The following is a 24,470-nucleotide window of genomic DNA, read 5'->3' as shown; positions in this document are numbered from 1 at the left end:
AGCTTCTTTCATTTTAAGAAACTTGTTCTACATTCGTTTCTCTATGCTGTATATGGCTCGTGATCCAAGCAATTCCACCGGCAACAACGAGATAACATAACAATATTAAAATTTGCATTTGTAATTGCGACCAATCTCCTAAAGAGATAACATCTTGTAATCCTCTAAGAGAATGAGACATTGGGAGAAACTGTCCAATTTTACTAAGAACAGCTATATTTAATTCTCCTGGGAAAGTACCTCCGCTCGTCGCTAATTGCAGGACAAGAAGCGTTACCGCTAAGAACTTTCCAACAAGACCAAATACTGTTACTAGCATAAGAATAAATGTCATGAACGTAAAGGAAATCACAATACTTGATAAAACAAAGAGTGGCACACTTGCGACTTCTAATTTCATAACACCTAGCACAACTACATCTACGAGTAGCGCTTGAATAAGTCCAATTAAATATACCAATCCTAGTTTATTAATAAAATGTACCGTTCCGCTTACCTTCATATTTTGTCTGCGGCCAAGCGGTAAAATATTCGATGCCATAATTCCGCCAACATAAAATGCAAGCGATAGGAAATATGGTGCAATGCCTGAACCGTAGTTAGGAACGTCAGAAACTGTTGACTTCACTAACTGAACTGGCTCTGAGAACATCGTATTACGTGCATCATCATTACGAACATCCGCTATCTTCTCTGCGCCCTCTCCCAATTTCGTAGAAAGTTCTTTCGCACCATCATCAAGTTTAACAAGTCCATTTGTTAATTTACCAGCACCGTTATTCAGCTCCGTTCCACCACTCGCAAGTTGATTTACACCTTCTTGTAATGATGTAAATCCATTTCCCCACTTCGTAAATCCATCAGCCAAATTCGATGCACCATCTGCTATCTTTTTCGTTCCAGCAGTAGCTTCATTTAACTTAACTCCGAATGTATTCATGCCTTCTTCAATCTTATGTTGACCGTCAGCAATCTTCTTCGCACCTTGTGTCAATTGTTGTTGGCTATTATTTAAAGTATTTGTTGCTTTAGCTAGTCCATCAGACGTAGCAACAATTTTTTGAAAAGCGGGATCTTGCTGCACTTCTGGATGATTTTTCACGTACTCTTCTAATTGTTGTTTTATACTATTAGCTGCACCATCCGCTTTTACTTGGCCTTCAGCAAGCTTCTCACTTCCGCTCACCCATTCATTTGTACCAGCACTTAATTCACTAACCCCTGATTGTAACGTTTTTTCACCTTGTGCTAGTAATTCCATACCACTATGAAGTGAAGTTGCTCCTTGACTTAGCTCATTCGCTCCGTCAGTTAAGGCTGATTTGCTAGAAGCAAGTTTTTCACTTCCCTCTTTCACTTTTGATGTCCCGTCACTTAAACGATGAATACCATCTGCAAGCTGATTTGCCCCATTTCTTGCATCTGTCGTTCCTTCATGTAACTTCCCAGCACCATTACTTGCATCACTCAACCCTTGTGCTAAGTCTTGAAACTTTGAAAACACACCTTCTGTATAAGATTTCGTAATACTATTTGAAATTTTTGTTTTCATATTTTCAACAGCTGTCGTTCCAATTTGCGCTGCTACAAAGTTTTTACCCGGATTTACTTTGTACTGCAATTGTGCTGGTTCTGGTTTCTCATCCATAAGTGTACTTACCTTTTTAGAGAAATCAGCTGGAATCGTAACAACCATATAGTACTTATCTTCTTTTAGCCCTTCATCAGCATTTTTTTCTGATACGAAATGAAAAGCCAGTTCTTTATTCTCCTTTAAATTTTTTACAAAATCGTCTCCAGCATGAATTGTTTTCTCATCCATCGCAGCACCTTTATCTAAATTCACAACCGCAACAGGTAATTTATCTAATTTTCCGTACGGATCCCAATATCCGGCTAAAAAGAATCCTGAATAAATTAACGGAACGATTAATAAAAAAATTAAAGCGATACGTCCATGTTTATGGTGCCACATCGCTTTCCAATCTTTAAATACAAGTTGAATTCCCTTCATGAAACATACTCCTTCTCCGAATTTAACACCATTAGAATGGTTTAACAGATTTACTATACACGTCACTTTCCATACTGTATAATACATCTTTAATTATTAATTCATTCCTTTTGGTCTATAGAAAGGAGACTCGAAATGGAACTGCTCCAGTTAAAATACTTTCAGACAGTGGCACGACTAGAACATATGACAAAGGCAGCTGAAGAATTGCATATCGCACAACCTTCACTCAGCAAAACAATAGCTAGACTCGAAAAGGATTTAGGCGTCCCTTTATTTGATCGCCAAGGTCGACAGATTACTTTAAATTCTTTCGGAAAAGTATTTTTGAAACGAGTAGAGCGTATTTTTCATGAATTAAGCGAAGGAGAACGAGAAATTAAAGATTTAGCCGAATTACAACAAAGCTCTATTACACTGGCCGTTTCTATTCCGAGAATATTACCAGAACTACTTGGCTCTTTTTTAATAGAACATCCTAACGTTCGGTTCCAACAATTTCTTGCATCCACTCCTTCTATGAAACGACAACTAGATAATATAGAAATTGACTTTTGTATCTCCTCTGTGCCAATTGAAGGTGAGGAGGTTGTTTGGGAACCACTTATTACAGAAGAAATTTTCTTAGTTGTCCCTTCAGGTCACCGTTTATCCGGCCGAGCAAATATCCACCTGCATGAAGTAAAAGACGAACCGTTTATTAGTATGAATACTGGCTATGGATTTCGGCACTTAACGGATGAATTTTGTAAAGAAGCTGGTTTCACTCCGCATATTGCTTTTGAAGTAGATGAACCGACCGTGATTAGCGACCTCATTAAGCAAGGTCTCGGCATCGCTTTTGTTCCAAGTTTAACTTTATTAAAAAACTCTACTTTAGCATCGAGCAAGTTGCGTATTATTGAACCCACTTGTCAGCGAACTATCGGATTAAGTTGGTCAAAAAAACGCTACTTATCAAAAACAGCTCAGCAATTCCGTGAATTCGTGATTGACTACTTCTCTAATATTAGGACGCAAAATTATATGAACAAATAAAAGTTGCCACCCTCATATGGTGGCACCTTTTATTGTTCACTCTTTTTTAATTCCATTTCAGCTAAAAGTGGTAGTACATTATCAAAAATATGTGTATTATTATTTTCACCTGTTACATATCCACCGTAATATCTACTAAATACGTTGTCATTTCGGAATGTGGACATATGATCATACAATTCCTTCGCAAACTTTGTATCACCTGTTTGTAGTACGTACAAAATCGTTAGTCCGTAAGCGGCTGGCGATTCATAATTCACAGTTTGTTTTCCCGTTTCTAAATTGTAACGACCGTATAGCTTTCCATCCTCTTGGAACTTCTTCTTTATAAATTCCAAATAAGCAGCTGATGAAAGACCTCCTAAACTCCGATGATATGCAACGTATGATTGGTCAATAAGATTCACTTCTTTATCGTACGTAAATGTACCATCTTCTTTATACTCTTTTGGGAATGCCCAGCCATGCCTTGGATAATCTGCTAAAAATTGAACAACTTCCTGATATTGCTGAGCAGAAATTTTTCCGTACTTCTTCATATAGGAGAATGCACGCGGATTTATGTATGATGTTGTTACAAAATTATTTTGTTTCCCTGCATCTGCATCATAATAATCAACATAATAATTATCTTTTTTATTATAACGAAGTACAGCATCACTTAATTGATCGGCAAGATTTTTATAACGCTCTTCCTTATACATTTCATAAGCACGATATAATTGTTCTATAATACGAAGATCATCTATAAGTGCATTTGCAGCTGACTGCCTCTCTCCCTTTTCAGAGAGTTTCCATAAAACGATATGATTCTTATATATGAAATTATCTTGAATAACCTTTACTTGCTCATCAAATAACGCCTGGTCATCTTTATCAAGTGTATATTGTAACCATAATCCCGCCGATTCTGATAAAGCTTCACGTCCCTTTGCTTCACCCGTACCTGCCTTAGTATCTACTAAACGATACGTGGCCAGCGTTCCATTTTCATTCACCATATGTCTTAAAATAAAATTTTCTGTACGGTTTCCTTGTAAAGCTGACCAAAATACAATTCCACCTAAAGCGATTAAGAAGATAACTCCAATCCCTATATATAAACGTTTCCGCAATCTTTTCACCTCCCTAGTAAGGCTAACCTTAATTTTATCAGAACATACATAAATTTAAAAAAGACAATCTATTAGATTGTCTCCCCCATTTCTATCCCCCACAAACCTCTTTAGAAGGTTTATATAGCGATTGTACAAGTCGATCATATTCACGACGTGTAATTTCTTTATTATATAGCTTCAATAATAAATCTCTATGCTCTTTTGAAAATGCCATCTTTTTAATGACTTCAGGATACATAAAACACCCTCTCCATTTCACATAAACTTCTTTCCAAAAGCAGAACTTATGTTCGCATAAAAGATTATAAAAGATTCCTGCGCAAAAAACAAACAAAATATAAGCAACTACTTATTTCTTTCTATTCAAAATATTACAACATCATATTATCATATTCACTTTTTAAATACATATATATTTTTGGTAGTTTTTTTGAATAAATCTTCCAATTCAATCAGAAAATAATGGCAAAAAAGAAGAGGAGTTTACATATGGATACGGTAACATTAGCAAGAGCATTTTTTGGTTCTTCATTAGCATTCCACATTATCTTTGCAACACTTGGCGTTGGACTTTCATTAATGATTTTTATAAGCGAAATACTCTATCACTGGAAGAAAGACTCCGACTATGCCATTATGGCGAAAAGATGGACAAAGGCGTTTGCTATTCTTCTCGGTGTAGCAATTCCAACTGGAACAATTGTCGGTGTGCAAATCTCACTTCTTTGGCCTGGTTTTGCCAAAATTGTTGGGCAAGTTATTTCTGTTCCCTTCCAAATTGAGATTTTCGCCTTCTTTTTGGAGGCTTTATTCATGTCGATTTACGTATATGCAGCCGATAAACTTCCTCCATTTATGAGATTAATCTCGCTATTTTTCGTCATGCTTGGTGCCACGGCATCCGCCGTTCTTATTACATCAGCAAATACATGGATGAATACACCAGCAGGATTTTCAATGAATCCAGATGGATCTGTTTTTAACGTTGATCCTTGGAAAGCTTTCTTTAATCCGAGTTTTGGCACAAGTGCATTCCATGTCGTTATTACGGCTTATGCAACTGGTGCGGCTGTCATTGCTTCTATCGCTGGATTTAAATTATTGAAGAAAAATTTAAGTACACGTGAAATTGCTTATCATAAAAAGGGGCTACTATTAGGGCTTGTCGTGACATTTATTACAGGCGCTACGATGTGGCTTTCAGGGCACGAATCGGCAATCGCCCTACATAAACACTCACCTGAAAAACTTGCATCTGCTGAAGCTTTATTTGAAACGACATCACACGCACCGCTATCCATTGGCGGGGTTGTGGATCCTAATACACTTGAACTAAACTATGCACTTGAAATCCCAAACATGCTTAGCTTATTAGTGGGACTAGACCCTAGCACTGTCGTAAAAGGTCTAAATGAATTCCCACAAGAAACATGGCCACCATTTTATACACATACACTGTTCAACTTAATGGTCGGCACTGCTGCGTTTACCTTTGCAGTTGCAGCAATTGCTCTCTTATATTGGTACTTCGTTTACCGAAAAAAGGGGACAGAACTACCGAAGTGGTTACTTTGGGGGGCTGCCGCATGCGGACCAATTATGATGCTCGGTATTGAATTCGGATGGATTTTCAGTTGTAGCGGTCGTCAGCCATGGACAATTTATGGTATGCAACGTACAGTCGATGCTTCTACTCGCGCTGATTTCGTCGGTCCTTTATTTGTTTTATTCATCATTTTATATATTGGACTCGCTATTTTAACAGTCTTTGTTCTACGGACATTCTTTAGAAGACATCCATTAAAGAATGATTTACAACACCAAGGAGGCGATTCTCGTGCATGAGGAAAGTATTGCAATCATCATCTTATGGGCCCTTATTTTCGTATACAGTATATTAGGGTCCATCGATTTTGGAGCTGGTTTTTGGGGCATGGTATACGCAAAACATCCAACGCTCGCTGCCAAACTTGCGAATCGGTACTTATCACCAACGTGGGAAGTAACAAATACGTTTCTCGTTTTCGTAGTTGTCGCATTTCTCGGCTTCTTTCCGAAAGCGGCCTTTACTCTTGCAACCGTTATGTTCGTACCAGTTATGTTAATTTTAGTACTCGTTGCAGTACGTAGTACATTTATGGTATTTGCTTACTCCTTGCCAAAATATCAGTACCTTCTTCGGGTTATTTCAGGTATTACTGGTCTCTTAATTCCAGCACTATTAATTACCGTTTTACCCGTTACAGAGGGAGCGTATATTACAATGTCTGAAGGAAGAGAAGTACTCCTGTATGAAAAACTTCTTTCTAGCCCGGTTATCTATTGTTATATGCTCTTCGGACTAACGTCTGAACTATTTCTCTCCTCTCTCTTTCTTGCTGATTTTGCGAGAGAGCAAGGTTCAGAAGATGCATACAAACTTTATAGAAGGAATGCCATCATACTTGGCCCTGCAACACTTGTTACGGCGATTATCGCTCTCGTTGTAATGGATCCAGAAACACATTGGCTTATGCAAGGATTAATAAAGCAATTCCCATGGTTTACAGTTTCTATTGTTCTATTCGTTATCGGATACTCGTCCCTTTGGTGGACAAACAAGAAGTATAACACACTAGGATTCCCTCGCATTGCTGTTTTAGCTGTCGTCGCTCAATATGCATTTGCAAGCTATGCTTACGGGGTCGCGCATTTACCGTATATTATTTATCCTGACGTAACTGTATTTACAAGCTTTACAACGAAAGAAACGTTCTATGCACTGCTCATTCTATACGCAATTGGGATTGCAATTTTATTACCAGGATTTATTTTCTTCTGGAATTTATTCTTGAAGGATCGTACTTTTTTGAAGGAAAAATAATATAACCTTGGAGTCTGTTCCAAAAGGTATTTTGGGATAGACTCCTCTTGTTATATTTTGTAGTTAAGTCGATATATTTTAAAAATTTCCGATATAAATCTCATTTACTACCTTACTACCCAATCAATTTATAGACTCCTATCACAATAGTTATTTCACTACTAATGACACTTGTCCTTTAGCATGAAAAACACATATTCGCTTCATCTCGTTATACGTCTAGTTCTTCTCATTTTTTGCTGAATATACTACCAATATAAACTTGAGACAAGCTACATCTGTTTAAGGGAAAATAGAAAGGTAGGCAAAATATGAGCATTGAAATATGGATTACTATTATTGTATTCTTCTTAACAATGATTGTTATCTTTTGGCGGCCTCGAGGTTTAAATGAGGCGTGGCCAGCAGCGGTCGGCGCTGGTATTATCCTCTTTACAGGAATCGTATCAAAACCAGACGTCATAGATATTGTTAGTAAAATAGGAGGAGCCTCCATAACAATATTAGCGACCATTGTTATGGCAGTTATATTAGAAAGCTTCGGCTTCTTCCATTGGTCCGCAGCAAAACTAGCAAATTTAGCAAAAGGGTCCGGTCACCGTTTATACTGGTATATTCAATTACTATGTTTTCTTATGACTCTTTTATTTAATAACGACGGCAGTATTTTAATTACAACTCCAATTTTAATTCTTCTTCTAAAAAACCTTCGATTAAAACCACATCAACAAATTCCTTATTTATTAAGTGGCGCTTTAATCGCTACTGCGTCTAGTGCACCAATTGGTGTAAGTAATATCGTAAACTTAATTGCATTAAATATCGTTAATATGACTCTTTATATGCATACTGCTATGATGTTTGTACCTGCAACATTAGGCTTATTATTTATGTCATGGCTCATGTATACAGTTTTGAAGAAAAAACTTCCGAAAAAATTACCTGTTTCTTCATATGATATTGAAGAAATTTTCTTCACGAAAAACTTCCATCCACTAAAAGGAAATAATTCTGTTGATACGAAACAAAAACGGACAAGATTCATGTTAAAAGTATTAGGTTTCGTCTTCCTGATGCGCTGTCTTCTATTCGTTGCATCCTTCTTATCCATCCCAATTGAAATCGTTGCAGTACTTGGTTCACTCGTTCTTCTCATTTGGAGATGGTACTACTTACGAACAAATCCTGTCGACATTTTGAAAAAGACACCGTGGCACATTTTAATTTTCGCCTTCTCTATGTACGTCATTATTTACGGACTCCACAACGCAGGATTAACAGCTGCACTTGTACAATGGCTCGAGCCAATTGTGAATCAGCATCTACTCTATGCTAGCTTTGCAATGGGCGGACTTGTATCCATCCTCTCTAACGTCTTCAATAACCATCCTGCCCTTATGATTGGTACAATTACATTAACAGAAATGGGACTAGATCCAGTCACATTAAAAACAATCTATCTTGCAAACATCATTGGTAGTGACATCGGTTCACTATTACTACCAATTGGTACACTAGCTTCACTCATTTGGATGTATATTCTGAAACAAAACAAAATTAAAGTAAAATGGAAAGACTATTTAAGTGTATCCCTTATCGTTATCCCGCTCACAACAGTCGTCACACTATTCCTCTTATTCTACTGGGTACATCTCTTCTTTGCCTTATAAACAACAGAAGCCCCATTTGCTACCGTCTTAGCAAATGGGGCTTCTTCTATAATAAAGTTAGGTACTACAGTGTGATCAATCAAGTAAAGAGGCGTAACATATTATTGATATAAATGACTACCAGCTTCTTTAAATTCTTCTGCTTTCTCTTTCATTCCTTTTTCAATTGCTTCTGTCGTTTCTAAATCATTTTCTTTTGCATACTCACGAATATCATGCGAAATTCTCATACTACAAAACTTCGGTCCACACATTGAACAGAAGTGAGCTGTCTTTGCCCCTTCTGCAGGCAACGTTTCATCATGATATTCCATCGCACGTTCAGGATCTAAAGATAAATTAAATTGATCGCGCCAACGGAATTCGAAGCGTGCTTTTGAAAGTGCATCATCACGCTGATGAGCCGTTTTATGTCCTTTCGCAAGATCAGCCGCATGCGCTGCAATTTTGTACGTAATAACACCCGTGCGTACATCATCTTTGTTTGGCAAACCTAAATGTTCTTTCGGCGTTACATAACAAAGCATCGCTGTTCCAAACCAGCCAATCATAGCAGCTCCAATTGCAGATGTAATATGATCATAACCTGGTGCAATATCTGTCGTTAGCGGCCCAAGTGTGTAAAACGGCGCGCCCTGACAAATATCAAGCTCTTTCTCCATATTTTCTTTAATTAAATGCATCGGTACATGCCCAGGCCCTTCAATCATAACTTGCACATCATGTTTCCAAGCAATCTTCGTTAATTCACCAAGTGTTTCAAGCTCAGAAAACTGTGCTTCGTCATTTGCATCTGCAATCGAACCTGGACGTAATCCATCTCCAAGAGAGAACGAAACATCGTACTGTTTCATAATTTCACAAATCTCTTCAAAGTGAGTATATAGGAAATTTTCTTTATGATGGAATAGACACCACTGCGCCATAATCGAACCACCGCGCGAAACGATACCTGTCGTACGCTTTGCCGTGATTGGAATGTAACGAAGCAATACACCAGCGTGAATCGTAAAGTAATCAACGCCTTGCTCCGCCTGCTCAATTAACGTATCACGATATACTTCCCACGTTAAATCTTCTGCAATTCCGTTTACTTTTTCCAGCGCTTGATAGATCGGTACAGTTCCAACTGGTACAGGCGCGTTACGAATAATCCACTCACGCGTCGTATGAATATTTTTACCTGTAGATAAATCCATAATCGTATCTGCACCCCAGCGAGTAGCCCACGTCATCTTCTCTACTTCTTCTGCAATCGAAGAAGATACAGCTGAGTTTCCGATATTCGCGTTTACCTTCACATGGAAGTTACGCCCGATGATCATCGGTTCAGCTTCTGGATGATTAATATTCGCTGGTAAAATAGCGCGGCCTTCTGCGATTTCCTTACGAACAAACTCCGGCTCTACCCCTTCACGAATCGCAACATACTCCATCTCAGACGTAATAATGCCATTACGTGCATAGTGCATTTGCGTAACGTTTGCACCTTGCTTTGCTCTAAGTGGCTTGCGATCCATCTGCGGGAAAACAGGTGTATGTTTCGAAGCCACTTTCACACCGTCATCCTCTGGTTTCACTTCACGCCCTTCGTATGCTTCTACATCACCACGCCCCATAATCCAAGAGTGGCGCGGCGTTGGAATCCCCTTTTCTAACTCCACTTTATACTCAGGATCCGTATAAGGGCCGCTCGTATCATACACACGAATTGGCGGATTTGGAACGCCATTCGTTTCGCTTTGTTCAATCTCACGCATCGGTACTTTCATGCCTTCTCGTGGCCCATCCACATATACTTTCTTACTCCCTGGTAAACTCGATTTCAATTCAATTTGCTCAGCTGAAACAGATTGTTTCATAATTTTTGTTGCCCCCCTGTACGTGACAAGGACGAGATATGGCCAGCGTATGCCAAAATAAAAAGAGCCAGGTCCATAAAAAAATAAGGACCTGGCTCATAAAAGACATCATTATGTAAAGCCGTTAACTTCCCTACGCTGGTACGAGCCAGATCAGGTCCAAAGGGTTAAGAAGTTCACGCGCTTCTCTCTCAGCCTACGCATACGTTAGGCACCCCTAGTTTATCACTGATTTAATTTTCAATACTTTCCCATCATACACCATAATCTGAAAAATTCAAAGCTTATTTCTTTTGCTCTTTACGGAATCATCCACGTTAAATAATACGCCTGCACATACGTCATAATACCAACAATAATTACGAAGAATAAGCTATGCTTCACTGTAAAACGGAACAAATCCGATTCTTTTCCAGCAAGACCAACCGCTGCACAAGCAATCGCAATCGACTGCGGGGAAATCATTTTACCTGTTACACCGCCTGTTGTATTTGCTGCAACGAGAAGCACTTCAGATACGCCGACTTGCTGCGCTGTAATGGCTTGTAAATTTGAGAACAGTGCATTCGCAGACGTATCAGACCCTGTTAGGAATACGCCAATCCAGCCTAAGAATGGTGAGAAGAACGGGAATAGTCCGCCAGTTCCGGCTAATGCTAACGCTAACGTAGAAGATAGACCAGAATAGTTTGCGATAAATGCAAACCCTAGTACGAATCCGATAGATAGAATTGGCATTTTTAATTCGCTTAACGTTTCTTTAAATGTCACTACTGCATCTTTTACATTCATTTTCAAAATAAACATGGAAATGATACACGCAATTAAAATCGCTGTTCCGGTTGCCGATAATACATCAAACTTCAAAATTGCCTCGTAAGGCGTTGGTTTATTTACAATTGGCTCTGCTTTCATTACTAGATTATGCAGACCTGGAATTTCAAACTTAAATACAAGACTTTCTAAAGCCCCTCCTGGAGTGAATAATGCCTTAAAGAAACTTTGGCTCCAAATGACTACCATAACCGTTAATACGATAAATGGGGACCATGCCTTCACTACTTTTCCAAACGTTAATTTCGGCATCGATGCCGCTGTCGTTGTTGCTGCTACTTCACTATTGGCTTGCCCAGATTGATAAATTTCTTTCGGCTGCCAAACTTTTAAGAACAGCGCTAAACTAATTAAACTTACAAGTGCCGATGTAATATCCGGAAGTTCTGGTCCTAAAAATGTCGCTGTAATGAACTGCGTAATCGCAAATGAACTACCCGCTACAAATAACGCAGGCCACGTTTGTCGTATCCCCTTAAATCCATCCATTAAAAATACGATAAAGAATGGCACAAATAATGATAGGAACGGTAATTGATGCCCAGCCATTTGTCCAATTTTATGTGGATCAATACCTGTTACTTGTCCAGCAACTGTAATCGGAATTCCCATCGCTCCGAACGCCACTGGTGCAGTATTTGCAATCAAACAAAGACCTGCTGCGTATAAAGGATTTAACCCAAGACCCGCAAGAAGCGCTGCTGTAATCGCTACTGGTGCCCCAAATCCTGCCGCTCCTTCTAAAAATGCTCCAAATGAAAATCCAATTAAAATAACGAGTAGACGATGATCGTTCGTAATCGATAATACCGATGCACGAATCACATCGAATTGACCTGTTTTTACAGAAATTTTATATAAAAATACCGACATAATGATAATCCAAGCAATCGGCCATAATCCGTATAAGAAACCATATCCGGTCGCTGCCATTGCCATCGTGAACGGCATTTTATAAGCGAATAACGCTACTAAAACTGTAAGTACAACTGTAATAAATCCTGCCACATACCCTTTCATGCGGAAAACTGCTAAAGCTAAGAAAAAAAAGATAATCGGAATAAGTGCGACCGCTGCCGAAATCCAAATGTTTCCGAATGGATCATAAACTTGTGTCCATGTGTTCATTGTTCTCTCCCCCTAAAGAATCCCCTTTTAAATGGAATAACCTCATCAATAGACTATCAGGTCATCATACCTTTAAGTCTAAAATAAAAAAACGTTTAAGAAAACGTTTTCAAAAACTTTCATTTATACTGTACCATAACAATTTCCATTAAAAAAGATTTTTTTGAAAATTTTATCATTTAACAGAAAATCTTACAAAATCGTCACGTTCTTGTAATGTTCATCGATAGGAAGTTTGCCAAAATTATTGCATAATAATAGTATAACAACAGAAATTATTTATGAGGTGATATATATGAACGGAAATAAAATATTAGCTGCGTTATCATACTTTAGTGTACTATTTGCCCCTATCTTATTCCCTATTATCGTTTGGATTGTAGGAGACGCTGAAACAAAACCACATGCAAAACGTGCTCTATGGACACACATCATTCCAAGTATTGCTACATTTATCGGCGTAGCCATTTTAGGAATTATGGGCATGGGATCTGACCAAGCAGATGTAACACTTGGAATTGGATCAATGATTGTCTTAGCTATTTGCGGAATCATCAGCTTATACTACTTCATCTGGAACATTGTAAAAGGAATTAAAGTACTGAAAGCTTAATTTTAAACAAACGTTTGTTTAAAAAAGGACCCTTGCAAATTGCAAGGGTCCTTTTCCTAATTCGTTCACTTTATCTTCTGCGTTTCTTCTTTTTTCTCATCATTTTCTTTCGGCGCGTATTCACTTTATCCGCTATAATGTGAAGCGTACTTGCCACAACAATTCCCATTAAGAACGTTACAATTTCAACCTCATGTTTCTTCGCAATTTCTATTAAATTACCATCCAGTGCGATTACATTTAATAGAAATAAAAATGGAGAAAAGACGATTAACATGTACGCAATACGAATCACATCACCAAGTATAATCGTATGCGTAAAGAAAGATCGATGCGGCATTACTTTTTTATAAGGATACCAAAATATACGTAAGAAACCCCATTTGTTATAAGCATTACTGTACGTATCTAAATCTGGTGTTAAAAATGAAGTACCTACTAAAAAACCAATTGCAAAAGTTAATAAAAAATCAAAATTTGTTAATCCATACGAAAAGAGAAAAAACAAAACAACCGGAAGGGATATTAAGTTTATTTTCGTATGCGTTCTTCCTGATGGCATAATGCACTTCCTCGCTTACGTTCGTCCTGTCACCTTATGACAGGTTTCACCTATTGACCTAATTTCTGATCGATAAATGTTGTGTCTATATCCGAACCAAACCATTCTGCCAACTTCACTCGTGCCTTATCTTTCACATCTTCATTGACGTATAACGACACCTGTATTAGTGCGGCCGTTAACGCCCCTAAATCATCCGTATAGCCAATTCCAGCAATGAAATCTGGAATCGCATCAATCGGTGCAATAAAATAAGCAAGTGCTCCAATTACAATAATTTTCACTCGTTTTGGAACATCGGGTCTTTGCAAAACGTAAAACAGTAATAAACTTGCATAAATGACCGACTGCCCAGCTTGCTTTGCAACATGTTTTACTTTCTTCCAAAACGCTTCAACTGAAAATTTTTGTTTCATGTAAAAAGCCTCCCTATTTTTAAAAAGAAATAAGCTACAATATGTTATCAGTAAAAGTTCATGGAAATTACACAAAACCTATCAATGAACTTTTATTGTAACAAACAAACTAAAAAAGAACAAGTGTTCGTTAATTTTTACACAATTTCCTTCATATAATAGATTTCTAGATAACCCTTACCCATCTTCGTTTCTTATTTCTCAACAAAGAAAATTTTCACTTCTACTTAACATTCTGCTCTACCTTTGTTATATTTTCTAGTTGACGGACATATAAACGAATGTTAAAGTTTTCTCTGGTAGTGACAAATCTTATACAAAAAATGTAAAATGTTATAGTGTTTCTCAGAAATGAATTTTGTTGTATAATACAGAAATGACGTTATGCTTATGAGCAACAAAAGAAACCAAAAGGGTATGCATAGTTATAGTCGTATATGGGTGAATATAGAACCTTTAATTATGGCCAAGAAAACTATGTATTTTTTATTTTAGCATTTTTCGCTCCAAAATCGACCAAGCCTGATAGAGAAAGGGTGGAAATGAATGAAAGAAACCTTGAAATCACAATTTCAAAATGTGCGTTTCACTGTATTCGTAGCTTTAGCCTTATGGCTGAAAACTTACCTTATTACACGCACAAGCTTTGACTTAAAACTTGAATCTTTCATGCAAGAATTCATTTTATTCCTTAGCCCATTAGCAGCATCATTACTGCTTGTTGGTCTTGCATTATTTGCAAAAGGGAAAAAACGTAACTATATAGCACTTGGAATTAATTTTGTCTTAACAATCGTTCTTGTTGGTAACGTAATGTTCTACGGATTCTACAATGACTTCGTTACATTACCGGTGCTAGGACAAACATCTAACTTCGGAAGTTTAGGTTCTAGTGTGAAAGAATTATTTAACTACAAAATTATCCTTGCATTTGCAGACATTATCGTTTTCTTCGTTCTATTAAAGAAAATGAAGAACTTTGCACCTACAGAGCGTGTAGCACGCCCGATGCGTTCTCTATACTTCGTATCAACAGTTGCTATTTTCTTCGCAAACTTAGGACTTGCAGAAGCTGAACGCCCAGAACTATTAACACGTTCATTCGACCGCGTTATGCTTGTTAAAAACTTAGGATTATATGTACACCAAGTATACGATCTTGGCTTACAAGCAAAATCAAGTTCACAAAAAGCGTTCGCTGACGGTAGTAAATTACAAGAAACAGAAAACTACGTAAAAACAACACAAAGTAAACCAGATCCAAATATGTTCGGTACTGCAAAAGGGAAAAACGTAATTGTTGTCTCTCTTGAGTCATTACAAACATTCTTAATTGGTGCAACAGTTAACGGACAAGAAGTTACACCATTCTTAAACCAATTTACGAAAGAAAGTTATTACTTTGATAACTTCTTCCATCAAACTGGTCAAGGTAAAACATCTGATGCTGAATTCCTAGTAGATACTTCGTTATATCCACTAGACCGCGGTGCTGTATTCTTCACACACGGTAACAATGAATATACAGCAACTCCAGAAATTTTACGTCAGCAAGGGTATCACACGTCGGTATTCCACGCAAACAACGCAACATTCTGGAACCGTAACATTATGTATCCAGCACTTGGTTATGATCGTTACTACAACGAGCTTGACTACAAGATTACGCCAGAAACAAAATTAAACTGGGGATTAAAAGATATCGAGTACTTCGATCAATCTATTGATATGTTAAAACAAGTGAAGCAACCATTCTATACTCGCTTCCTTACTTTAACGAATCACTACCCATTCACTTACGATGACAGTACAAAATTAATCGACGAATACAATTCTGGTGATGGAGTATTTGACCGTTACATGGTAACTGCTCGTTACTTAGACGAAGCAATGAAACACTTTATTGAGCGTCTAAAAGCAGAAGGTATTTACGACAACTCAGTAATCGTATTCTACGGTGACCACTACGGTATTTCTGAAAACCATAACCGTGCAATGGCACAGTTCTTAGGAAAAGAAGAAATCACTGCATTTGACCATATGAACTTACAAAAAACACCGATGTTTATTCACGTTCCAGGTCAAAAAGAAGGTAAAACAATTTCGAAACCAACTGGTGAAATTGACATTAAACCAACTATTCTAAACTTACTTGGTGTAGATTCTACAAATGACGTTCGATTCGGTCATGATGTATTCTCACCTGATAATAAAGGATTCGTTGTTCTTCGTGACGGTAGCTTCGTTACAGATAAATACATGTACACAAACAGTACATTCTATGACCGTGCTACTGGCGAAGTTGTACAATTACCGAAAGAAGAATCTCAACCACTAATTGATCGCGCCCAAAATGAATTGAACATGTCTGATAAAATCATTGAAGGTGACTTACTTCGCTTCTCTGAAAGTAATAAGATCAAAACTGGTGAAGTAAAAACAGTTATTAAAGAAGAAAAGAAGAGTGCTGAGTAATCTTAGCCTCTTTTTTTATTTTCTTCCATACAACTACTTATATTCATTAACTTTAAAATTACATAACCTTTACCAAATATTCACATAGTGTTAATGAAAAATCTCTATAATAAAATATGTAAACGAGGTTCTACATATTTCTTATCTCTCATCTTTCGTAAGATCCCTTAAAGAAGTGTGTAAATCTTTTGTTTCTACTTTCTTATAATTGTCTTTCAACATGTTTTGTTTCCATACACAAAACATTCAACGAGACAATGTCCCTATGAAAGATAGCTACCCTCCTTGTGCAGCATTCCATAAGAATGTTGCTTTTTTTTATTTAAAAGCAGGATTCTCATTCTTATTTTCGAATTTGTATATACAAAATGCTGTAAAGTGAAACTTTAATCAGCCCTCACCAATCGGGCAGCTATGGGCAGTTATTCGCCCAATTCACTTCTTTGCTCCACCCGAATTTTTAAGTAGGAGTTTTACTGCCCGTTAATGCGGGGTAAACCATCCTTACTTCTCTATGATTTACAAATACATATACGGTCATATGTAGAGAATTGCTTACATAAAAATTACTATAGTGATTTTTATCTCGCATGAATGAAAGTTTCACGTTACTTACGTACTTACGAAAGGATGGGACGGAAATTGGCATACGAAAAATTTGTACTTTGGAATGATGAAGTTATTGATACAACAAAACAACAAACGTACATAGAACTTGAAGAGAGAGGTTCGCAGTTCGGAGATGGTGTCTACGAGGTTATTCGCCTATATAAAGGGAACTTTCACTTATTAGATCCGCACATAACGAGATTATATCGATCCATGGAAGAAGTAGAATTATCGCTCCCTTTCTCAAAAGCTGAGCTCATCACTTTACTTTACAAATTAATTGAACGAAACCATTTCCACGAAGATGGCACAATTTATTTGCAAGTATCTCGTGGTGTACAAGCTCGCACACATGTATTTTCATATGACACCCCTCCGACAATTTATGCCTATATTACAAAAAAAGAAAGACCAGCCTTATGGATTGAATATGGTATACGCGCTATATCAGAACCCGATACTCGATGGCTACGCTGTGACATTAAATCATTAAATTTATTACCAAACGTACTAGCTGCTACGAAAGCTGAACGAAAAGGCTGTAAAGAGGCACTTCTCGTAAGGAATGGTATTGTAACGGAAGGAAGCCATTCCAACTTCTTTTTAATTAAAAATGGAACTCTTTACACACATCCAGCCAATCACCTTATTTTAAATGGCATTATTCGTCAATATGTCCTTTCTTTAGCGAATACTCTTCACATTCCTGTACAGGAAGAACTTTTCAGCGTTCGTGACGTTTATCAAGCAGATGAATGCTTTTTTACAGGCACAACAATTGAAATTTTACCAATGACCCACCTTGATGGAACCGCGATTCAAGATGGGCAAGTTGGACCTATCACCAAAAAACTGCAAAAATCTTTTAATAAAATCTTGTTACAATCCAATATGTCATCTTCTTAAACACGAATAATTTCTGTCCTTTCACATTCAATATATGCATTTAAATGGAAATCAAGGTGTAAATTTATGCCTTGATTTTTTCTTGTAATCTTTTTGTCATATTCAGATTCCCACATAAGCCTTGACAGTAATCGACATGCTCTTTAGAATTTTTAACAGTTGGTAAATATTTCTTCACTACATTACAGACAGAAAGGAATCGACAAATTATGAAAAAGTATCTTGCCGGTCTTGCGGCAGTGTCTGTAGCAGGAGGAGCAGCACCTACACTTGATAGTGTTCAAGCTGCACCTGAACAAAATACACAAAAAGCTGCTACAACTGTCCAAGCTTCTGCGTCAAACAACTCATCTTATACGGTAAACGCGAGCGTCTTACATGTTCGTGCGGGATCAAGCACTTCTCACGACATCATCTCACGCGTTTATAACGGTCAATCACTAAACGTGATTGGCGAAGAAAATGGTTGGTTCAAAATTAACATTAACGGAAAAACAGGCTTTGTTAGTGGCGAATTTGTATCAAAAAGTGGAGCAGCAAACAACAATGTAAGCACAGGTGGAAACAATAAAGTTACCGCTGATGTATTACGTGTACGTACAGCTCCTAACACTTCTAGTTCTGTTTCTGGACGTGTATATGCAGGACAAACATTAAACGTAATTGGACAAGAAAATGGTTGGGTGAAAATTAACCATAATGGACAAGTAGGTTATGTAAGTGGCGAATTCGTATCTGGCGTTTCTTCTACTGGGGGTTCTTCAAACAACAATACGAATAATAACAACCAAAAAGTAAAACCAGCAAGCGGAAACTATACAGTAAATGTATCTTCCCTTCGCGTTCGTACAGGTCCTAGCACTTCTCACACAACTGTAGGTTCTGTCAAAAAAGGACAAGTAGTACAAGTTGTTGGCGAAGTTCAAGATTGGTTCAAAATCAATTACGCAGGACAAACTGCTTATATAAGCAAAGACTACGTAACAAAAGGCGGTTCTAACGAAAACGTTACAGAAGGCAACAAACAAGAGCAAAACAATAATGGAACTATTCAAACTGGCGGTTCTTATGTAGTTAACGCTACATCTTTACGTGTTCGTACAGGCCCTGCTGCTTATCATAGTGTAATTGGTGGCGTTTTAAACGGTACAACATTAAACGTAGTTGGATCTGAAAACGGTTGGTTTAAAGTAAATTACCAAGGAAAAACAGGCTTTGTTAGCAGCGAATTTGTAAAATTCGTTAAAGGTGGCACTACTACTCCTGAGCAACCAAAACAACCTGAAAAACCTAACCAAGGTACAATTGGTGACTACTACATTAATGCTTCTGCACTAAATGTACGTAGCGGCGAAGGTACAAATTATAGAATCATAGGCGCACTTCCACAAGGTCAGAAGGTTCAAGTAATCTCTGAAAACTCTGGATGGAGCAAAATTAACTACAACGGTCAAACTGGTTATATCGGAACACGTTACCTATCTAAAACACCAGTTGGAGGCGCAGTAGATAATAAGCCTAACAATAACCAAAATAACAATCAAAACAATAACAACAATAATAATACAGGTAATAATAGCGGCGACAGTTCTTCCGTACTTGCATACGCAAAATCAATGCAAGGTGTACCATACGTTTGGGGCGGAACTTCTGCTAACGGTGTTGACTGCAGTGGTTACATCTACCACGTATTTAAGAAATTTGGTCATAACATTAGCCGCCAAAGTGTTGCAGGATATTGGAGTAGCCTACCAAAAACTTCAAGTCCACAACCTGGTGACTTAATTTATTTCCAAAACACTTATAAATCTGGCCCTTCTCACATGGGTATTTACCTTGGGGGCGGATCATTTATCCAAGCTGGAGATAAAGGTGTAGCAATCGCTTCATTAAGTAACTCTTATTGGAAGAGCCACTTCTTAGGATACACGAAAGCACCTTAATTAATAGTTTCAAAGCCTTCTAGTTTACTAGAAGGCTTTTTGCTATGAGTTCAACATATTACTCCCTTTCCCCTAGCTTCCCTCTACAAAAATAATGTATCTATTCTTCCATTTCATACACTTTATTCTGCAAAAACAATCCATAACGTTATCATAATGTATATATTCCCATAAAAAACATAACCTATTTCATGTCTATTTATTTCATATGTGTTTTTTTGAAGAATTTTCTTTTTATTTAAACTTTTCATTAGACGTTTGACCTCCGATGTCCATTATGATAAGTTACTTAAGATGTTATATTCGTAAACGTATAGACAACTGGTTTATACACTGTTTTTACTATGAGGAAGGAGCATACACTGCATGAATCTTTTATGGGGAATTGGCGGCGTGATTGGAGTATTAGCAATTGCATTCTTACTATCTTCCAACCGCAAAGCTATTAATTGGCGCACAATTTTAATCGCGCTAGCATTACAAATGTCATTTTCATTTATCGTATTACGATGGGATGCTGGTAAAGCAGGTTTAAAACACGCTGCTGACGGTGTTCAAGGATTAATTAATTTTTCTTACGAGGGAATTAAGTTCGTTGCTGGGGATTTAGTCAACGCAAAAGGACCTTGGGGATTTGTATTCTTTATTCAAGCACTACTTCCAATCGTATTTATTAGTTCATTAGTAGCAATCTTATATCATTTTGGTATTATGCAGAAATTTGTTAGCGTCGTTGGTGGCGCATTAAGTAAACTTCTTGGAACTTCTAAAGCAGAAAGCTTAAACTCAGTAACGACTGTATTTTTAGGACAAACTGAAGCTCCAATTTTAATTAAACCTTACTTAGCACGTTTAACAAATAGTGAATTCTTCGCTATTATGGTAAGCGGTATGACAGCTGTTGCTGGATCTGTTCTCGTCGGTTATGCAGCAATGGGTATTCCGTTAGAGCACTTATTAGCGGCTGCAATAATGGCAGCTCCATCAAGCTTATTAATTGCGAAACTGATTATGCCTGAGACAGAAAAAGTAGATAATAACGTTGAACTTTCTACAGAACGTGAAGACGCAAACGTTATCGACGCAGCTGCACGCGGTGCATCTGAAGGTATGCAACTTGTTATTAACGTAGCAGCAATGTTAATGGCTTTCATCGCATTAATCGCTTTATTAAATGGATTATTAGGATTGATTGGTTCTCTGTTCGATATTAAACTTAGCCTTGATTTAATCTTCGGTTACTTATTATCACCATTTGCAATCTTAATCGGGGTTTCTCCTGGTGAAGCTGTACAAGCAGCAAGCTTTATTGGTCAAAAACTTGCAATCAACGAATTCGTTGCATACGCAAACTTAGGACCACACATGGCAGAGTTCTCTGACAAAACAAATCTAATTTTAACATTCGCAATCTGTGGATTCGCAAACTTCTCTTCTATCGCAATTCAATTAGGTGTAACAGGAACGTTAGCTCCTACTCGCCGTAAACAAATTGCACAATTAGGGATTAAAGCAGTTATCGCTGGTACATTAGCGAACTTCTTAAATGCAGCAGTTGCAGGTATGATGTTCCTATAAACTTATATAGAGTCTTCTCTTTCTACAAGAGGAGACTTTTTTCATGCAATCCAAATGTCTTTTGTGCATCTATTAATCACTTTATGCCAAATATAAGAACATTATGATACAATAATGTTTAAGTCTTTTTATTTTTCTAATGAAAATAGAGATACTACTTGTTGTTGCCCTTCAAAAGAATGTAACGACATGGTCAATTTCTTAATAATTGCGCATACTACAAGTATCTATTGATGAAATAGCTTTAAGGAGGAAAGTTTTGTGAAAGATAAGTTCTATAAAATCCTCTCTATGTGGATTTTACAAATTGTATTTTATTTTACTACTGTACATGTGACGAAATATGAGCATGCTCTTATTTTTACAATAATATACGTAATCGTAAATGTACTATTCTTATTTTTAGCTGACAAAACAGCATTTGTTTTCTTCATACTAGGAACCATTATTTCCGTATTTTATTTGTTCTATCAAGCATGGCTTCATTTATGGAGTACATCAGATCAATGGCAATATATGATTATCCACTTCCTGATGGCAGCTAACTTCTTCATTGTATATATAACAACTCACCTATTGAAAAAAGTGATTCATGAAAATAAAACTTTAACTGAGCGTGTGAGAACATTGGAACAATATATTGGAGAATCAAAATTACTAACAAGACAAGAATTCGAGCGACGCCAAGCGTTATTAACGACTGCAATGAATCGTCGTAATGAAACAGGCGTTATCATTTACTTTGATTTCACTTCCTTTAGTAAATATACGAAGGAAAGTGTTATGGACCGTGTAGCTTCCTTATTAGTTGAAACGGTAAGGAATGATTTTGACCTTGCTGCTGAATATGATAATAATACGCTAGTTATTTTATTACAAAACACAAATGAAGCTGGTGCTGACATTGTAATGAACCGCCTAAAGCCAAAAATGGAGCAATGGCTTGCTGCTGAAGCAATCCGAGATATAAAAATTTCACGCGAGCACATTGGAAACAAAGGACAGACACTGTTATGATGACTCTCGTTATACTTCTTTTATTCCTTCTGTTTTGCGTACTCGTTTTTTGGATTAGTATCACATTTTCAATTAAATATGTACTTATTTTTACGGCCTTTCTATTCTCTGGTTTACTCGTTTACTACTCTTTCTTAACAATTGCGGGCTTAATTCATCGAAATAGCAAACGAAAAGATCGTACGCTAGAACATTATCCGAGTGTCGATATTTTCATACCTGCCCATAATGAAGGCGTCGTTATTAAAGATACTTTAGAGGCGATGGCGAAGATTGAATATCCTGGAAAGCTAACTATTTATTTATTAAATGATAACTCTCAAGATGAAACACCTGAAATCGGCGATGATTTCGACAAAGCTTATGCTCATATTCGCCATATTCGTGTTCCCCCCGGTGAACCGAAGGGTAAATCACGTGTACTAAACTATGGGCTTAGTATTTCAGATGGTGAATACTTCTGTGTGTACGATGCAGATAACCAACCTGAACCACACGCACTGCGAATGCTTGTAGAGCACGCTGAAACAACTGAAGATGCTGTTGGAGCTGTTGGACATGTTCGTACAGTAAACGAAAAGCGAAACTGGCTGACGCGAATGATTTCACTGGAATTTCAAATCTTCCAGCTCCTTATGCAATCTGGACGCTGGTTACTATTCCAAACAGGCTCACTGACAGGAACAAATATGCTTCTTCGTCGCTCCGCACTAGAAGAGCTTGGTGGCTATGACCCTTATGCAATTGCAGAAGATGCTGAATTAACATTAAGAATTACACAAAAAGGTTATCTCTTACCAATCGTCCCAGAATCAGTTACTTGGGAACAAGAACCAGAGCATTTAAAAATTCTTATTAAACAACGTACACGTTGGCTCCAAGGGAATTTATACATTTTAGAAAAAATGTTCTCGTCATTAAGTTTCTTTAAAGGAAAACTTCTCGTCCATTCCTTACAACAAGTTCTAGTGTATGTTGTATTTTGGCTATTCCTAATCATTTCAAACGTTTGGTTTGTAATTGGGCTACTCGGGATATTCCAAATTCAATATAGCATCCCGCTACTATTTATGTGGTATGTCGCATATATTACATATGTTTCTCAATTATTTAGTGCCCAGAGTGTCGAACGAACCTTTACACCGACTAATATTTTTATTAGCGTTATTATGTACTTTACGTACGCACAGCTCTTTACGTACTTATTTATTCGTAGCTTAATCTTATACTTACGTGCAAAGAGCAAGAAACAAGTCATTGGCTGGGATAAGACAGTTCGATTCAAAAAAGATAAATAATAACAATAAGCACAGAGCGCCGTATGCTCTGTGCTTATTTATTGCCGTATAAATTATATATCAGACAATACCCCTTAGCTGAAAGTAATTTCACGTCCATCCCCCAACGAACGATCGACCTTCATTTATATACGAAAAAGTGATTGCTATTTTTGTAGAACCAATTGCTTCTCTTGCTGTTCTTTGCGCGTTTCAGTCTTAGGTTCCGTGCTTTCTTGGACACTACGATGTGCCACACGTTTCAAACAAATATGCTTCCACTTTCTTTCGTAACGTTTCATTATTCTAGATGTCCCCCTTGAATGCGCTTTAAAACTATTTGAAATCGCTTACAGGAAATAATATAGCACATATATATAAACGTGACAACACATTTCCGACATATTTTTGACAAAAATACGAATAGAATTCGTAAGGTATCGAATATTGTCGAAACCTATCGTTTTTTCTTCGTATAAAAGGCATACTACTTATATGGTAAAGTATTTTATTTCCCCTACCCGCATTTCAAATTCCTTCTATATAA

At 37.3% G+C, this 24,470-nt stretch carries 18 protein-coding genes and 1 riboswitch; of the genes, 11 read left to right on the top strand and 7 right to left on the bottom strand.

What is annotated here, in order from left to right; genetic code table 11:
• Positions 1-13: 13 nt before the first annotated feature.
• Entirely contained in the window at positions 14-2,014 is a 2,001-nt protein-coding gene (locus tag ACTFSL_RS20720) for a YhgE/Pip family protein (RefSeq protein WP_440042302.1), read from the bottom strand.
• A gap of 135 nt (positions 2,015-2,149) precedes the next feature.
• On the opposite strand from ACTFSL_RS20720, the gene ACTFSL_RS20715 reads away from it, so the two are divergent.
• Entirely contained in the window at positions 2,150-3,052 is a 903-nt protein-coding gene (locus ACTFSL_RS20715) for a LysR family transcriptional regulator (protein WP_440042301.1), read from the top strand.
• A 29-nt stretch (positions 3,053-3,081) separates the two neighbouring features.
• Here the strand turns inward: ACTFSL_RS20715 and ACTFSL_RS20710 are convergent, their stop codons facing one another.
• Entirely contained in the window at positions 3,082-4,167 is a 1,086-nt protein-coding gene (locus tag ACTFSL_RS20710) for a transcriptional regulator (protein ID WP_440042299.1), read from the bottom strand.
• Between the two features lie 91 nt (positions 4,168-4,258).
• Complete coding sequence (locus ACTFSL_RS20705) at positions 4,259-4,408, bottom strand: hypothetical protein (RefSeq protein WP_000283180.1); 150 nt, start codon at positions 4,406-4,408, stop codon at positions 4,259-4,261.
• A gap of 251 nt (positions 4,409-4,659) precedes the next feature.
• Here ACTFSL_RS20705 and cydA point away from each other — a divergent pair, with 251 nt between their 5' ends.
• The 3 genes from cydA to ACTFSL_RS20690 all read left to right on the top strand — a co-directional run bounded on the left by cydA (position 4,660) and on the right by ACTFSL_RS20690 (position 8,703).
• The gene (cydA, locus tag ACTFSL_RS20700; protein ID WP_000381984.1) at positions 4,660-6,015 is read left to right on the top strand and encodes a cytochrome ubiquinol oxidase subunit I; all 1,356 of its coding nucleotides are present in this window, start codon (positions 4,660-4,662) and stop codon (positions 6,013-6,015) included.
• Complete coding sequence (locus tag ACTFSL_RS20695) at positions 6,008-7,033, top strand: cytochrome d ubiquinol oxidase subunit II (protein ID WP_119684140.1); 1,026 nt, start codon at positions 6,008-6,010, stop codon at positions 7,031-7,033. The genes cydA and ACTFSL_RS20695 overlap by 8 nt, the downstream gene beginning before the upstream one ends.
• Before the next feature lie 311 nt (positions 7,034-7,344).
• Positions 7,345-8,703 (top strand): arsenic transporter, encoded by a 1,359-nt coding sequence (locus ACTFSL_RS20690; protein ID WP_119684141.1) that lies wholly within the window; start codon positions 7,345-7,347, stop codon positions 8,701-8,703.
• A 101-nt stretch (positions 8,704-8,804) separates the two neighbouring features.
• Here the strand turns inward: ACTFSL_RS20690 and thiC are convergent, their stop codons facing one another.
• Together thiC and lldP are read right to left on the bottom strand one after the other, a co-directional pair.
• Positions 8,805-10,565 carry a phosphomethylpyrimidine synthase ThiC gene (thiC, locus tag ACTFSL_RS20685; RefSeq protein WP_000814484.1) on the bottom strand — a complete coding sequence of 587 codons (1,761 nt, stop codon included), beginning with the start codon at positions 10,563-10,565 and terminating at the stop codon, positions 8,805-8,807.
• A 113-nt stretch (positions 10,566-10,678) separates the two neighbouring features.
• Positions 10,679-10,794, bottom strand: a riboswitch (TPP riboswitch).
• Positions 10,795-10,865: 71 nt separating this feature from the next.
• On the bottom strand, positions 10,866-12,527 hold the full coding sequence (gene lldP, locus ACTFSL_RS20680; protein ID WP_001099333.1) for an L-lactate permease: 1,662 nt from the start codon (positions 12,525-12,527) through the stop codon (positions 10,866-10,868).
• Between the two features lie 295 nt (positions 12,528-12,822).
• Here lldP and ACTFSL_RS20675 point away from each other — a divergent pair, with 295 nt between their 5' ends.
• Positions 12,823-13,140 carry a DUF4870 domain-containing protein gene (locus tag ACTFSL_RS20675; protein ID WP_001014096.1) on the top strand — a complete coding sequence of 106 codons (318 nt, stop codon included), beginning with the start codon at positions 12,823-12,825 and terminating at the stop codon, positions 13,138-13,140.
• A gap of 70 nt (positions 13,141-13,210) precedes the next feature.
• Here the strand turns inward: ACTFSL_RS20675 and ACTFSL_RS20670 are convergent, their stop codons facing one another.
• Both ACTFSL_RS20670 and ACTFSL_RS20665 read right to left on the bottom strand, forming a co-directional pair.
• Positions 13,211-13,702, bottom strand: coding sequence for a metal-binding protein (locus ACTFSL_RS20670; protein WP_001139056.1), 492 nt, complete (start codon positions 13,700-13,702; stop codon positions 13,211-13,213).
• Between the two features lie 50 nt (positions 13,703-13,752).
• The gene (locus ACTFSL_RS20665; RefSeq protein ID WP_000810369.1) at positions 13,753-14,118 is read right to left on the bottom strand and encodes a YkvA family protein; all 366 of its coding nucleotides are present in this window, start codon (positions 14,116-14,118) and stop codon (positions 13,753-13,755) included.
• Positions 14,119-14,664: 546 nt separating this feature from the next.
• Here ACTFSL_RS20665 and ACTFSL_RS20660 point away from each other — a divergent pair.
• The 6 genes from ACTFSL_RS20660 (at position 14,665) to ACTFSL_RS20635 (ending at position 23,944) form a co-directional block, all read left to right on the top strand.
• A complete protein-coding gene (locus ACTFSL_RS20660; RefSeq protein WP_000665358.1) occupies positions 14,665-16,593 on the top strand; it encodes an LTA synthase family protein in 1,929 nt (642 codons plus the stop codon).
• Between the two features lie 630 nt (positions 16,594-17,223).
• Positions 17,224-18,108: a D-amino-acid transaminase gene (locus ACTFSL_RS20655; RefSeq protein ID WP_078186980.1), complete on the top strand. Its 885-nt coding sequence runs from the start codon at positions 17,224-17,226 to the stop codon at positions 18,106-18,108.
• Positions 18,109-18,317: 209 nt separating this feature from the next.
• A complete protein-coding gene (locus ACTFSL_RS20650) occupies positions 18,318-20,051 on the top strand; it encodes a C40 family peptidase (RefSeq protein ID WP_440042298.1) in 1,734 nt (577 codons plus the stop codon).
• A gap of 366 nt (positions 20,052-20,417) precedes the next feature.
• Positions 20,418-21,629, top strand: a complete 1,212-nt coding sequence (locus tag ACTFSL_RS20645; protein ID WP_001051015.1) for a NupC/NupG family nucleoside CNT transporter — start codon at positions 20,418-20,420, stop codon at positions 21,627-21,629.
• A 261-nt stretch (positions 21,630-21,890) separates the two neighbouring features.
• Positions 21,891-22,646 carry a diguanylate cyclase domain-containing protein gene (locus ACTFSL_RS20640; protein WP_000653220.1) on the top strand — a complete coding sequence of 252 codons (756 nt, stop codon included), beginning with the start codon at positions 21,891-21,893 and terminating at the stop codon, positions 22,644-22,646.
• Entirely contained in the window at positions 22,643-23,944 is a 1,302-nt protein-coding gene (locus ACTFSL_RS20635) for a glycosyltransferase family 2 protein (protein ID WP_000988751.1), read from the top strand. The genes ACTFSL_RS20640 and ACTFSL_RS20635 overlap by 4 nt, the downstream gene beginning before the upstream one ends.
• The last annotated feature ends 526 nt before the right edge of the window (positions 23,945-24,470 follow it).

It is taken from the genome of Bacillus cereus group sp. MYBK108-1, assembly GCF_051917185.1.
Taxonomy (GTDB): domain Bacteria; phylum Bacillota; class Bacilli; order Bacillales; family Bacillaceae_G; genus Bacillus_A; species Bacillus_A cereus.
The sequence above is the reverse complement of the archived record's forward strand: the minus strand, read 5'-3'. Positions and strand labels throughout refer to the sequence as shown.

Bases quoted from the DNA above. Each gene is read 5' to 3' on its own strand.
- ACTFSL_RS20720 (WP_440042302.1), bottom strand. From the start codon at position 2,014: ATGAAGGGAATTCAACTTGTATTTAAAGATTGGAAAGCGATGTGGCAC.
- ACTFSL_RS20715 (WP_440042301.1), top strand. From the start codon at position 2,150: ATGGAACTGCTCCAGTTAAAATACTTTCAGACAGTGGCACGACTAGAA.
- ACTFSL_RS20705 (WP_000283180.1), bottom strand. From the start codon at position 4,408: ATGTATCCTGAAGTCATTAAAAAGATGGCATTTTCAAAAGAGCATAGA.
- cydA (WP_000381984.1), top strand. From the start codon at position 4,660: ATGGATACGGTAACATTAGCAAGAGCATTTTTTGGTTCTTCATTAGCA.
- ACTFSL_RS20690 (WP_119684141.1), top strand. From the start codon at position 7,345: ATGAGCATTGAAATATGGATTACTATTATTGTATTCTTCTTAACAATG.
- thiC (WP_000814484.1), bottom strand. From the start codon at position 10,565: ATGAAACAATCTGTTTCAGCTGAGCAAATTGAATTGAAATCGAGTTTA.
- lldP (WP_001099333.1), bottom strand. From the start codon at position 12,527: ATGAACACATGGACACAAGTTTATGATCCATTCGGAAACATTTGGATT.
- ACTFSL_RS20675 (WP_001014096.1), top strand. From the start codon at position 12,823: ATGAACGGAAATAAAATATTAGCTGCGTTATCATACTTTAGTGTACTA.
- ACTFSL_RS20670 (WP_001139056.1), bottom strand. From the start codon at position 13,702: ATGCCATCAGGAAGAACGCATACGAAAATAAACTTAATATCCCTTCCG.
- ACTFSL_RS20665 (WP_000810369.1), bottom strand. From the start codon at position 14,118: ATGAAACAAAAATTTTCAGTTGAAGCGTTTTGGAAGAAAGTAAAACAT.
- ACTFSL_RS20660 (WP_000665358.1), top strand. From the start codon at position 14,665: ATGAAAGAAACCTTGAAATCACAATTTCAAAATGTGCGTTTCACTGTA.
- ACTFSL_RS20655 (WP_078186980.1), top strand. From the start codon at position 17,224: ATGGGACGGAAATTGGCATACGAAAAATTTGTACTTTGGAATGATGAA.
- ACTFSL_RS20650 (WP_440042298.1), top strand. From the start codon at position 18,318: ATGAAAAAGTATCTTGCCGGTCTTGCGGCAGTGTCTGTAGCAGGAGGA.
- ACTFSL_RS20645 (WP_001051015.1), top strand. From the start codon at position 20,418: ATGAATCTTTTATGGGGAATTGGCGGCGTGATTGGAGTATTAGCAATT.
- ACTFSL_RS20635 (WP_000988751.1), top strand. From the start codon at position 22,643: ATGATGACTCTCGTTATACTTCTTTTATTCCTTCTGTTTTGCGTACTC.